14 protein-coding genes and 1 riboswitch are annotated in these 12,176 nt (G+C 38.5%); of the genes, 5 read left to right on the forward strand and 9 right to left on the reverse strand.

All coding sequences use genetic code 11. From position 1 onward, the window contains the following. The first annotated feature begins 77 nt into the window (after positions 1 to 77). Positions 78 to 593 carry a phosphatidylglycerophosphatase A family protein gene (locus tag NST46_RS19465; RefSeq protein ID WP_095309267.1) on the forward strand — a complete coding sequence of 172 codons (516 nt, stop codon included), beginning with the start codon at positions 78 to 80 and terminating at the stop codon, positions 591 to 593. Positions 594 to 845: 252 nt separating this feature from the next. Here NST46_RS19465 and NST46_RS19470 read toward each other — a convergent pair whose 3' ends face one another. Genes NST46_RS19470 through NST46_RS19480 form a run of 3 tightly spaced genes read right to left on the reverse strand, consistent with a single transcriptional unit; the run spans position 846 to position 2,740 of the window. Continuing rightward, positions 846 to 1,616 (reverse strand): TIGR01457 family HAD-type hydrolase, encoded by a 771-nt coding sequence (locus NST46_RS19470; protein ID WP_303447911.1) that lies wholly within the window; start codon positions 1,614 to 1,616, stop codon positions 846 to 848. Between the two features lie 40 nt (positions 1,617 to 1,656). Then, a complete protein-coding gene (locus NST46_RS19475) occupies positions 1,657 to 2,292 on the reverse strand; it encodes a helix-turn-helix transcriptional regulator (RefSeq protein WP_341137618.1) in 636 nt (211 codons plus the stop codon). Between the two features lie 10 nt (positions 2,293 to 2,302). After that, complete coding sequence (locus tag NST46_RS19480; protein ID WP_251660433.1) at positions 2,303 to 2,740, reverse strand: DUF86 domain-containing protein; 438 nt, start codon at positions 2,738 to 2,740, stop codon at positions 2,303 to 2,305. A gap of 134 nt (positions 2,741 to 2,874) precedes the next feature. Here NST46_RS19480 and NST46_RS19485 point away from each other — a divergent pair, with 134 nt between their 5' ends. Both NST46_RS19485 and NST46_RS19490 read left to right on the forward strand, forming a co-directional pair. Next, the gene (locus tag NST46_RS19485) at positions 2,875 to 4,317 is read left to right on the forward strand and encodes an amidase (RefSeq protein WP_341137619.1); all 1,443 of its coding nucleotides are present in this window, start codon (positions 2,875 to 2,877) and stop codon (positions 4,315 to 4,317) included. A gap of 128 nt (positions 4,318 to 4,445) precedes the next feature. Continuing rightward, positions 4,446 to 4,715 (forward strand): hypothetical protein, encoded by a 270-nt coding sequence (locus NST46_RS19490; protein ID WP_341137620.1) that lies wholly within the window; start codon positions 4,446 to 4,448, stop codon positions 4,713 to 4,715. 27 nt (positions 4,716 to 4,742) lie between these two features. On the opposite strand, the gene NST46_RS19495 is transcribed toward NST46_RS19490, so the two are convergent. After that, a complete protein-coding gene (locus NST46_RS19495; protein WP_095309286.1) occupies positions 4,743 to 5,018 on the reverse strand; it encodes a YutD family protein in 276 nt (91 codons plus the stop codon). Positions 5,019 to 5,213: 195 nt separating this feature from the next. Between NST46_RS19495 and NST46_RS19500 the strand changes: the two genes are divergently transcribed. Beyond that, entirely contained in the window at positions 5,214 to 5,774 is a 561-nt protein-coding gene (locus tag NST46_RS19500; RefSeq protein ID WP_095309279.1) for a YhcN/YlaJ family sporulation lipoprotein, read from the forward strand. A gap of 81 nt (positions 5,775 to 5,855) precedes the next feature. Next, the gene (locus NST46_RS19505) at positions 5,856 to 6,776 is read left to right on the forward strand and encodes a M23 family metallopeptidase (RefSeq protein WP_341137762.1); all 921 of its coding nucleotides are present in this window, start codon (positions 5,856 to 5,858) and stop codon (positions 6,774 to 6,776) included. Positions 6,777 to 6,845: 69 nt separating this feature from the next. Here NST46_RS19505 and NST46_RS19510 read toward each other — a convergent pair whose 3' ends face one another. The 5 genes from NST46_RS19510 to NST46_RS19530 form a co-directional block, all read right to left on the reverse strand. After that, complete coding sequence (locus NST46_RS19510; protein ID WP_118888790.1) at positions 6,846 to 6,953, reverse strand: methionine/alanine import family NSS transporter small subunit; 108 nt, start codon at positions 6,951 to 6,953, stop codon at positions 6,846 to 6,848. Beyond that, entirely contained in the window at positions 6,950 to 8,473 is a 1,524-nt protein-coding gene (locus NST46_RS19515) for a sodium-dependent transporter (protein ID WP_341137621.1), read from the reverse strand. Before NST46_RS19515 ends, NST46_RS19510 begins: the two co-directional genes overlap by 4 nt. 166 nt (positions 8,474 to 8,639) lie before the next feature. Continuing rightward, complete coding sequence (locus NST46_RS19520) at positions 8,640 to 10,196, reverse strand: Na+/H+ antiporter NhaC family protein (RefSeq protein WP_095309291.1); 1,557 nt, start codon at positions 10,194 to 10,196, stop codon at positions 8,640 to 8,642. A gap of 411 nt (positions 10,197 to 10,607) precedes the next feature. Beyond that, a riboswitch (Lysine riboswitch) is annotated at positions 10,608 to 10,774 on the reverse strand. Positions 10,775 to 10,983: 209 nt separating this feature from the next. After that, a complete protein-coding gene (gene yunB / locus NST46_RS19525) occupies positions 10,984 to 11,760 on the reverse strand; it encodes a sporulation protein YunB (RefSeq protein WP_240033736.1) in 777 nt (258 codons plus the stop codon). 107 nt (positions 11,761 to 11,867) lie between these two features. Continuing rightward, a complete protein-coding gene (locus NST46_RS19530) occupies positions 11,868 to 12,176 on the reverse strand; it encodes a YunC family protein (RefSeq protein WP_095309296.1) in 309 nt (102 codons plus the stop codon).

Raw genomic sequence — 12,176 nt, forward strand, 5'->3', positions numbered from 1 at the left:
CCCCTTTTTCTTCTTTTATTAAAGTGTATGAATGTACCAAAGATATTTTAACTATAATAATGAAAAGGTGATTTTAAATGGCGAAGTATACGAAAAAAAGCGAACTTGAAGTGAATGCAAGAAAAGCGTTAAAAGACCGCGGGGTTAAAGTAGAGGATATCGCTGAGCTTGTTTATTATTTACAATCAAAATATCATAACGATTTGTCTATGGATGATTGCCTGCACAATGTTGAGCGTGTATTAACAAAACGAGAGGTACAAAATGCAATTTTAACAGGTATCGAGCTTGATATGCTTGCAGAACAAAAGAAACTAAGTCAGCCATTGCAAAAAACCATTGAGACGGATGAAGGGCTTTATGGAATTGACGAGGTAATCGCACTTTCCATTGTTAATGTATATGGATCAATTGGTATGACCAACTTCGGTTATATCGATAAACAGAAGCCCGGAATTCTGAAAAAATTAAACGATAAATCCAGCGGTGAAATTCATACTTTCCTCGATGATATTGTTGGAGCAATCGCTGCTGCTGCCTCAAGCAGATTAGCACATAGTGACGCAGATGCGCTAGATGATGTTGATGCATAATGCATAAAGAAAAGGAAGCTGGGACATTACAAAAGTGTTTAATGTTAAAGACGAACGATGCATAAGCTTAGCTTAGGAAATATACGTAGACTCCAGTGGGAGGTAAGGCATAGGTGAGACACCGTAGTGCGATAGCACAAAGGGGTTCACCAGCCGCCTCTGGATGCGCGAAGTATATTTCCGGAGTGAGTTATTTGCATCAATCATGTTCGGTTTTTATTTCAGAAAAAAACTTTTGTCTCAGCCTCTTTCCTAAATTTTATCAAGCCATTCTGTTAATTGGTGGACATAATATGTTGGCGGAATCTCCAAGCTATCTAAGTCTTCAAATGGAGTCACGCCAGTAAAAACCATTAATGTGTCAATTCCTGCACGGATACCAGCTGAAATATCAGTCTGATAATTATCACCAACCATCAATGTTTCTTCTCTCGTTAATCCCAATAGCTTAAGCGCCTCTTCCATAATTATTGATTCAGGCTTTCCAATAAATAGCGGATTTTCTCCAGTGCTAACCGAAACAACTGAAACGAGAGCACCGTTACCCGGAAGAAGACCACGTTCTGTAGGTATAGCGACATCACCGTTCGTAGCTATCAGCTTTGCTCCATTTCGGATAGCAAGACAAGCTTGTGTAAATTTTTCGTACGTTATTTGGCGATCAATTCCCATTACAACAAAATCGCACTCCGTATCCGTAATAATCATTCCACTTGCTTCCAATGCTTCTAGCAATCCTTTTTCACCAATAACAAAACAGCTCGCTTTTTCCTTGATGGATTTTATGTAATTGGCTGTTGCAGTAGCAGATGTTACAATTTGATTGGCTGCAGCTTTAATCTCCATCGCATTTAATTTGTTCGCTACATCCTCTGGAGTTTTAGAAGAATTATTCGTGACAAATAAATAAGGGATCTCCTTTAAGTGGAGCTCATTAATAAATTCTGCTGCTCCTGCAATCGCTTCTGTTCCACGATACATTGTCCCGTCTAAGTCAATTAGATAACCTTTATAATCTCTCATATATTAAACCTCTCCTCGAAATAAAAAGAAGATGATCTAGTCACCTTCCATTCGGATTTTTTATTTTCCATTTACAAACATGATCACCCTGTGTAATAAAGGAATACGCGCTGACTTCACTTCCAGGAAAGATTTCCTCATAGAGTTTTTGTTCGTTTGTACACATTTGGTGGTAGCACCTGGCAATAGCTGCGACCGGGCAATTGTAATTTCTAACCTCAAAGTCTCCTTCAGCCACCTTCTCAACCTCCACCATATATCCCCTTTCATTTTGAATCCGAACCATTTCCGCCACTTTTTTATCCAGGTCGTCCTCCTGTATTACGTTATCCATATAGGCTTTTTCCCGTTCGCCATGCTTATCTAATAACGCACGTACAGCTTGAGGTCCGTGCAATTCTTCTAAATCTTCAAGGAGCTCCACTGGAATTGATTTATACTGATTCGGAAATGTTTCATGACCCTTTTGTGTAAGATCATACGTAAGATATGGTCTACCGAGCTTTTGCTTATGGGACTGCTGCTTAACAAAACCTTGCTGGACAAGCTCATGAAGTTGTTTTCTGACAGCGATTTCAGAAATAGTAAAATGCTTCATGATTTCAGTAATTGTAAGGTCATTGGCCTTTTTTAAAATAGTTAATAGTCGCTGTTTTGTTGGCGTGCGCTTACTCATAATCCCACCTTCATTCGTTAGAAAATGCGTTTGCTACTCCTAGCTCATTATTCAAATACGTCCTAATTCTGCTGCTAAACTGGCTCCAAACCGGATGATATCCGTGTATTGCCTCTAACAAAGCATTATGGTTTACTTTTGTATATTCCGAAACAAGCATTTTACGAAGCGATACGAACGTTTTATATGCTCCTTCCTCATCCTGTGGCAGAACCTTTTCATCGACTAAAATATCAATGATATCATCATAGCTTCCCGGATCCCTCATAATAAATCCATCAATCATCATGTTCCCGACATCCAGCATTGCTTCAATACTTACATGAACCATACGTTCCAAACTTAATTTATCTGTGAAGCTAGTAGCTTGATGATTTTTTAACTGTTCTAAGATTTGGTCTAAATATAAAAGCGTATTTTCAATTTTGCTACGATCCACGAAATACATACATATTCCCCCCGATATCTGTCTATAATTTTATCATATCATATTCCATATGTTTATGAATCAAAACATGGTATATTTAAGCTATGAAGGTTTGTATAAATGAATAATTACAATTTTATAATGAGGGACGCACAATGAAAGAAAGTCAACTTGTTGCGATGGATGCAACATCAATAGCCGGTGCAATTCAAAATAAGCAAATTACGAGTAAAGAAGTTGTTTCAACGTATATTGCTCATATCTTAAAGACGAACCCAAACATCAATGCGATGGTTGAGGACCGATTTGAAGCTGCTTTATACGAAGCAAATGAATTAGATCAAATGCTAGCTAGAGGGGAAGTAATAGGGCCGCTTCATGGGGTCCCAATTTCAGTAAAAGAGTCACTACATGTCGCAGAAATGAAAACGACCGGTGGCTTAGAGCACCGGCAGGATTTAATTTCCAGGGAAGATGCCGAGGTTGTTGGACGTTTAAAAAAAGCTGGTGCCATAATTTTAGGAAAAACTAACACCCCTGCACTTTGCTTCTGTCAGGAAACAGATAATAAATTATATGGCAGAACAAATAACCCGTGGGATTTAAATAGAACTGCCGGGGGATCTTCAGGAGGCGAAGGTGCCCTTCTTGCTGTAGGTGGAGCTGCTGCAGGCATTGGATCGGACATTGGTGGGTCAATTCGTTTTCCCGCACATTTTAATGGCATCATCGGTTTCAAGCCGGGGATGTTCACTATCTCTAATGATGGCCATTTCCCAGCTGTTATGCATGATTTACAAGCCCGTATGCTAACTATTGGACCAATGGGAAAATCTGTTCAAGATATGCGACTGCTTTATAAGGTTCTTTCCGATGTTTCGTTAGAACTAAAACCTTTAAATCGATTCCGAATGGAGATCTTACCTAGTACAATTGATTATCCGTTATCTGAGAAAACAAAACATATACTTAACCAAACGGAGCTTTTTCTTGAGAAGACGTTCTCCACGAAACAATCCAGCCCTCCTTACTTCAGAGACAGCGCTCTAATTTGGCAGGAAATTTTATCGATGGAAGGAAGTAAATTGATTGAACAAGAAGCATATAACAATGACAGATCGAATGTATATACCTCTTTCTTTAAAGAAAAATTAACACAACGAACGAAGGTGCATCCATATCTTTCCTGGGCGATTATGGGCGCAAAAATGTTTCGCCCATCTAGAAAGCGCATTCGTGAAGTAGAAACAATTATCAAACAAGGTGACGAATTATTAAAAGCGTATTTAAAGAATCGCCTTCTTATTTTTCCTGTTTATCATTCTGGGGCTCTTCCCCACGGTCAAGTGTTTAAGGAAATATTCTCGATTCGAAAAACATTCTTACAGCATATGCCCTATGTAGCCTATGCAAATGTATGGGGACTGCCTGCATTAACCATTCCTGTTGGAACAGATGAAAACAATATGCCAATTAGTATTCAAATCATGAGTGCCATTGGTAATGAGGATGCTATATTCCGCCTAGGCAGATTAATTGAAAAGAAATTTAGAGGTTATATGCTTTGCAATAATGAAGTGGCACAGTCATTCTTATAAAATGGAATGACTGTTTTTTATACTTTTTTACTGTTTATAAGCTGTTTTTTATCGAATATGATTTAACGTTTAGCAAATACTATTCCTATCCACAAAATCACATCTATTTTGGAAAGAGGTGTACGATTATGTCAGAGAAAAAGAATAAGCATTTTTCGGATTTCTCAAATGTAGACAAACAACGTAATCAATTAATACCTGAAGAATTTCCAGAAGGACCATTTGGTTCTGCAATCAACGATAATGAAAAAGTATCAAGTAAATCTGAACCTTGGGGCGAGGGACAATATCGCACAAGCGCCTTTACATTTCCAGATAAAAGCCAGCATGCAGGCATCCCACGACAAGCAGATGGATCACATCCGACACATGACGAGTCAGGAAGCGACGAAAGGTAGCAGCTCAAATGTTTGAACTGCTACCTTTTACTTATGTACTTTCTTCAACACAAAATAGGCGCATCCAAAATTACAGTATTCAAATAAATAATCATCTAATGCATTTATTTTCGAATCGATTGATGCTTTTGCATTTCTCTCCTTATAAAATCCTTTTAATCGAAGCTGCTCATAGCCCCAGTCTCCTACAATATAATCATACTTAGCCAATATTTCGGAATAGCGATTTTTAATTGCTTCCTCTTGAAATCCATCTTTTATATTTTCTACAATTTCATAGCTTTTACCATTCAGTTCAATCAAACGATTCACCCCACTTTTCATGCACACATAAGTTGCTTCTAGTTTACCATACGTTCGGATATAGAAACCAGAAATATTTACATGCATTATTTTCGCCTTTTTAAAGAAACTAGGACTAATCAAATTATAATTGCGTGTTCAAGAGGGGGATGACACCGGACTGTTGAACAACCTTTTATATGTAGGAGGAAGAACATGAAAGCAATCCTTATTATAATGCTTACGATAACTACGATGCTTGTAGGTTGTACAACATTTGACAACTCAGAAGGTGATCGTGAACAAATACTTGATGAATTGGATCCTACAAGAAATGCGCCAGAACCCACGGATGATGAGCTTAGCTCAAAGCTGGGATACGTACGTTACACAAAGGATCAACTGGATAATGAACTGGAAAACGGTGAACAGCAGCTCACAATCGATCGTAATGAAATGGCTGATATGATTACGAAAATCATTCTTAGAAATAATGGTTTTGAGGAAGTTGCAACACTTGTTACGGACAAGGAAGTTTTAATTGCTTACCAAAGAAATGAAGAACTTTCAGCCGAGGAAGCATCCGATTTATGCAAGAAAACCGCTGCATCTATTTTACCAGGCTTTTTTAATATCCATGTTTCTGATAATGAAACACTCATGCAGGATATCCAAAGTCTGCATCAATCCACATCGGAAAACCGGAATTATGATAACACAATAAAAGCCATTATAAAAGAAATGGAAAAAACACCTAATAGGGAAACAGTGGAATAATCATTATCAATAAACTAATTATAGGAGGTGAATACATTGACGAACAGGCTTATCTTCTCCATTATTATTACCTTCTTTTTCTTGAACGCTAATGCAGTCAATGCCGAGAATGAGGAATCCGTTTATGATAAGCGAATGGCACTTTTTAAAAAGACTGAAGCACTAACACAAATTCCTTGGTACTATTTTGCTGCTATTGATAATTATGAACGTAACATAAAAAGCAGTGATGAACCTGAGCAAGTAATCTCAATAGGATTCGCTTCTGAATTATGGTTTGGCCCAGGGAATAGCTCACAAATAACGGACGTAACTATTATCGACACTTTCGATGGAGAAGGAAAAGATGGAAATGGTGATGGAAAGGCAGATCCAGCCAATGAAGAAGATGTTCTTTATACGATGGCAATGCTTATTCTAGAATATGGTCCTACAGAGGATGATATTAAAATTGCACTGTGGAATCATTATCAGCGTGATTTAACCGTTCAAACTATCATGAATACGGCAAAGGTATTTGCAACGTTCCAAGATATCAATTTAACAGATAGAGACTTCCCTGTATCGATTCAGCATAATTACAGTTATCGCAATACTTGGGGAGACCGAAGAGGCTTTGGCGGGCTGCGTATTCACGAGGGTACAGATATTTTCGCAAACTATGGTGTCCCTGTTCAGTCAACCACATATGGCGTAATTGAAATGATGGGCTGGAACCTATACGGTGGCTGGCGCATTGGAATACGTGACATTTTTAATATTTATCATTATTACGCGCATATGAGTGGTTATGATGATAATATAAAGCTTGGACAAGTTGTACAGCCTGGAGATGTGCTCGGCAGTGTTGGATCAACCGGCTATGGTCCACCAGGAACATCTGGAAAATTCCCGCCCCATTTACACTACGGGATGTATAAGGATAATGGGTATAGTGAATGGTCCTTTGACCCCTACCCTTACTTGCGAAAATGGGAGCGCATGGCTAGAGATAAACAATAGTTGGACCATAAATCCGACGTATAAGCAAAGGAGTCGTTACCATTCCGGTAACGACTCCTTTGTAACACTTTAATCTGTTTGCTTTGATTTTCTCATTGCGTTCCATACACTCGCAATCAGACCGCCCCAAATTATTATCATCCCAATTACCATTACAAAAATAGATGCACCACTCATTCGTTAGCCTCCTTTTTCTCGTCTATATCCTTTTTCCATTTGATTAACGACATCAAAATACCAATTACAAGTGCTGCTATCGCGATCGACCAACCACCATATAAGATAAATGTATTGGAGTACCCTTCATAGTTACCTGTGTCCGTTGCAAATTCCTTTAGGAGGTTCTGCTTAAATAAACCATACATCATGTATCCCATGACGATAGGCGTTATTACCCCTAAACTAATTGTCCACCATGAACCAAGTCGGATATCCGAAATCCCGTCTGCATGTTCTTTATACATTTTAACCTTACGGAGAATCCAAGCAATTAAGACAACCTCAACAAACCCAAGCATCGCTACACCGAATTGATTAATAAAATAATCAACTACATCTAGGAAGAACAGCCCGCCTTGTGTCGCAAACAGCAACGAGATAACAGCGGCTAAACCACCGCCTATTAGGACTGCTTTTTTCCTTGAGATTTGGAATTTATCCGACAAACCAGATACATACGTTTCTGTAATTGAGATTAATGAGGTTAATCCAGCTAACATTAACGAAACAAAGAATAATACCCCAAAAAGTTCGTTAAAGGCTGTGAATTCATTAATGATTGCTGGAAATGCTACGAATGCTAAGCCAACTCCACCACTTACAACTTCATTAATCGGCAAACCTGACTGTAAAGCCATAAATCCTAAAATACCAAACACACCAATACCCGCTAACAATTCAAAACCAGAATTCGCAAATCCTACGATAAAAGCGTTATTTGTAATGTCTGATTTCTTTGGCAAATAACTGGCGTACGTAATCATAATTGCAAAAGCAATGGATAAACTAAAGAAAATTTGTCCATATGCCGCAATCCATACATCCGGTGAAAAAATTTGGCCGAAATCAGGTGCAAAAAACGCATCCAATCCTTGCATAGCTCCTGGAAGGGTTAGTGCTCGAATAACAATGATGAGGAATATAATGACTAATGCTGGAATAAAAATACGATTTGCAATTTCAATCCCTTTCTTCACACCTTTAAATAGAATTCCTAATACCAGTGCCCAAACAATGATTAAAGGAATTAATACACCAGGAACCAGATTCCCTATCTGTCCTGGGACTTCTGCTAAATTTAGATAATCGCCATATAAAAATCCTTGTGTATCCTCTCCCCACCCTAAATTAAAAGAAAAAACAGAATACGATATGGCCCAGGCAACGATTACCGAATAATAGGTTGAAATAATAAATGCTACTGCAACTCCCCACCAGCCAACCCATTCTGTTTTTTTATGCATTCGTTTAAACGTTAATGGTGCAGAACCTCGATACTTATGTCCCATTGTAAATTCCAATATCAAAATCGGAATTCCGGCGGTGAGCAGTGCAAACAGATAAGGAATCAGAAATGCTCCGCCGCCATTTTCATAGGCAACTGCAGGAAAACGCCAAATGTTCCCAAGGCCGATAGCCGATCCGGCTGCCGCCAAAATAAAACCTGCCCTTGTCCCCCACTGAGAACGATTTTCCATGACCAAACCTCCCCTTTTTTATACAAGCTTTGTATTATTTATATTATGAAGGTTTTTAATAATTACTCTTTTCTGATATATTTATTGCATAGTTTCCTTACGAACAAAAGAAGATGTGTGATGACATTACTGTCATCACACATCTTAGAAATTTTTCAGCCTATATTTATTCCGCTGTTTTACTTTTTAAAACAGTACGATATACAAATACAATCCCAAAAAGGAATACAAGTGTAACTGCCAAGGAAAGCATAATTTGCCCTGTCAATCCAAGCAGTAAAAACCCTAGTATTGCTACAACTGCTGCAAGTATTGCATATGGCAGCTGCGTTAATACGTGATCAATATGGTTAGCCCCTGCTCCTGTTGAGGAGAGAATCGTCGTATCGGAAATAGGTGAGCAATGATCACCAAATACAGCTCCTGCAAGTACAGCTGCTAATGCCGGCAGTAATAACTCAACATTTGTATTGCTCATTACTTCTGCTGCAATTGGAAGCATGATACCAAATGTACCCCATGAAGACCCAGTAGACAATGCCATAATCGCTGCAATAACAAAGAATATTAACGGTAGATAGCTAACACCTATAGAGGAATCATTAACTAAATTCGCTAAATAGGTCCCTGTTTCCAATGTACCGATTACCGAACCGATCATCCAAGCTAAAATGAGAATATAAATAGCCGGAAGCATCGTTTTTGTCCCTTCAGCAAATATTTTTACAACATTTGCTTTTGGCTTACCTTGAAGGAGGTGAAAAATAAATGCAACGAGTACAGCTGAAACCCCACCAATTGCCAGTGATAAATTAACATCCGTATTTGCAAAAGCATCAAGAATCGTAGCTTTACCGTTTGTTGCAGCGATACCCGTTGTTATCATAGCTACAACTGTTGCTGCAAAAAGAACTAAGATTGGTATAAATAAATGGTATACCTTTCCGTTTTGATTTGGCTTAAACACATCGCCTAAATCCCCTGCAACCGTATTCTGCTCTGGATTCAAAAGCTCTCCTGTTTCCATCGCACGTTTTTCATGTGTACGCATTGGACCAATATTAAATTGAAAATACGCTACAATAAATACAAGCAGGACTGCTGCTATTGCATAAAAATTCATCGGAATCATCCAGATAAATGCCTCAATCGGCTGATATTCTGTAATTTCATTGGCAGCAAACAATCCACCAAGAATTCCAATAATATAAGCTCCCCAGCTTGAGATAGGCGAAATAACTGTTATCGGTGCTGATGTTGAATCAATATAATAGGCAAGCTTCGCTCTGGACACTTTGTGACGATCTGTTAATGGTCTTGCAATTTGACCAACTGCAAGGCTGTTAAAATAGTCATCAATAAAAATAATCAGTCCTAAAACGCCTGTCATTAACTGTGCACCTCTACGTGTTTTCACTCGTTTCATCATCCACTCACCAAAAGCTCTGCTTCCTCCGGATGCCTGTAAAAAGGCAGTCATCATACCTAATAATATCAAAAACCCAATTAACAGGAGATTCCCAGTATTTGGCTCACCCTCTGAAACAAAAATTTCATAAAATACATACCAAATTTCCTTCACTGCTTGCAACACATTAAAATCATGAATAAATAATGCTCCAATTATTATCCCTGATCCTAATGATAATAAAATTTTCCTCGTTGTAATAACGAGCACCAGCATGATTAATGCTGGAATAATCGAATAAATTGTACCTTCCATTGTAATCCCCCCATAATTATTTCTCAGATGTGGTTTTCGAGATAAACGAGTTGATGATGAAATGTTGGTTTACGACATATGTACGTGCTAGCTTCTTAAAAAAGCACACAAAAAAACAATGACAGAAAATAACCATCATTGTTTTTTACAATTACAATATACGTTATCCTCCATCTCGATCAGTAGTTCTCCATGCACATCCATTTCAGCGGTTGTTCAAAAAGTCCGGTAAAAATGACACATCGAGATCAGTAGACCTTCGACTAAGTACCGACACGTCCTGTGTCGAACGTCGAAGTCACCACATCCTGTGGAAGCTCGTTGGCTTGCTTTTCCGTTCCTCACGTATTAATTGCATACGTTCCGGTACGGGGAGCTTCGCCGCCTCGAACTTCTCGGTCCTTTTTATCCTCTTTTTTGAACTCTCACTTTAAGCATGACAGTACATCTCTTGTTCAAAGATGTACCAGCAAATAATAAGTTTGACTCTTATTACGCTTCGGCAAATACCCCTTTCACCAACCATCACTGTTGTCATTCTCCGGTGGATTACTTATAATATTTGCGCCTCTACCTCACCGATCTGATAAGGTTTATTATTGAGTTAAAGGATATTCATAAAGTCCGGTAAAAGTGACACTTCGAATTTCTTCGTTAGCTTGCTTTTCCGTTCCTCACGTATTAATTGCATACGTTCCGGTACGGGAAGCTACGCTGTCTCGAACTTCTCGGTCCTTTTTATCCTCCTTTTGAATACACATAGTTACTCCCATACTATACTAGATTTTTAGTTATTCTGCAAGTCGTCTTTTGGTATAGCAATTGACGGACCATCACTGCCACCACCATAGAAATCTGGAACCTTGCCCATAATGGCACTACCATCCAAGTATATCTCCGTATTAACTGTTGTTACATCGGATGTAAATGGGATGACAATCTGCACATCCGCCTCTACATTAATATAAAGCGATACCCAAGCACCATTAATACCAAATTCCTCAATTTCACGTACAACATTTGTCCGAACATTCCCTACAACCTCGAAATTAATCGGTATTTTCGGACCTAGGTTTGCAAGTACCGTATTTCCGGTAACCTGCCCTAAAGGGATTTCAACCAATGTCGGATCCTGTTTCGCCATATCTTCAGCACCATCACTATATTCATATGGTTCGGTAAGCGGATCTTCAAATTCCAATGGGTCACCGCGGTTAACGTTGATGAAAAATTCTTCCACCCTGTCTGTTGCGACTCGATTAATTTCACTGATGATAGAATTGTTCCAGTTATACGTTGAAAAATTCCCTTCATTGTCATATGTAATATTTACCATGTCATCAAAACTATAATCTTCAACATACCGAACGGCTGAATTGATCGCCCGCGTTGCAAACTCATCGACTCTTCTTTCCGCTATATGCATTAGAACTGGTTCAATTCGTTTATCAATTAATTGCATACTTAAAAATACACAGACTACAAAAATAATCATCGTTATGATTAAAATATGTTTCCCTGGAGGCAATGCTGTTCGTTTGCGAAAACGTTTTTTATGTCTCAACTCAGGAACCCCCTCTGGAATAATCCTATGCTTGTTCCACAGGGGGTAGACTAAGTAATTTATAAACATAATAAAAATGCCTCCCTAATGGAAGACATTTGCATTAATTATGATATTCTTAACAAAGCTTCTTTACCCGTCATACCAACTTCCCAGCCATAAGCTTTTGAAGCATCTGTTATCTTCTGTAATGGAGCGTGTAATAATTCATCGATCGTTCGCACACCCATCGCACGCCCCGCGATAACATTACGCTCCATTAATTTTGGAACTTCATTAAAAATATCTACATCCAATGCCGCACACATAATATAGCCAATGTCATTGGATATCGTCAGCAAATTCGTTTTTGGAAGCTCAACACGTACTGCCATAAAAATCATGCCGTCTACTTCAAGTGGATTTACCGTAATCAT

It is taken from the genome of Oceanobacillus sp. FSL W7-1309 (assembly GCF_038002145.1).
Lineage (GTDB): Bacteria > Bacillota > Bacilli > Bacillales > Amphibacillaceae > Oceanobacillus > Oceanobacillus profundus.

Bases quoted from the DNA above. Each gene is read 5' to 3' on its own strand.
- NST46_RS19465 (WP_095309267.1), top strand. From the start codon at position 78: ATGGCGAAGTATACGAAAAAAAGCGAACTTGAAGTGAATGCAAGAAAA.
- NST46_RS19470 (WP_303447911.1), bottom strand. From the start codon at position 1,616: ATGAGAGATTATAAAGGTTATCTAATTGACTTAGACGGGACAATGTAT.
- NST46_RS19475 (WP_341137618.1), bottom strand. From the start codon at position 2,292: ATGAGTAAGCGCACGCCAACAAAACAGCGACTATTAACTATTTTAAAA.
- NST46_RS19480 (WP_251660433.1), bottom strand. From the start codon at position 2,740: ATGTATTTCGTGGATCGTAGCAAAATTGAAAATACGCTTTTATATTTA.
- NST46_RS19485 (WP_341137619.1), top strand. From the start codon at position 2,875: ATGAAAGAAAGTCAACTTGTTGCGATGGATGCAACATCAATAGCCGGT.
- NST46_RS19490 (WP_341137620.1), top strand. From the start codon at position 4,446: ATGTCAGAGAAAAAGAATAAGCATTTTTCGGATTTCTCAAATGTAGAC.
- NST46_RS19500 (WP_095309279.1), top strand. From the start codon at position 5,214: ATGAAAGCAATCCTTATTATAATGCTTACGATAACTACGATGCTTGTA.
- NST46_RS19510 (WP_118888790.1), bottom strand. From the start codon at position 6,953: ATGAGTGGTGCATCTATTTTTGTAATGGTAATTGGGATGATAATAATT.
- NST46_RS19515 (WP_341137621.1), bottom strand. From the start codon at position 8,473: ATGGAAAATCGTTCTCAGTGGGGGACAAGGGCAGGTTTTATTTTGGCG.
- NST46_RS19520 (WP_095309291.1), bottom strand. From the start codon at position 10,196: ATGGAAGGTACAATTTATTCGATTATTCCAGCATTAATCATGCTGGTG.
- NST46_RS19530 (WP_095309296.1), bottom strand. From the start codon at position 12,176: ATGATTACGGTAAATCCACTTGAAGTAGACGGCATGATTTTTATGGCA.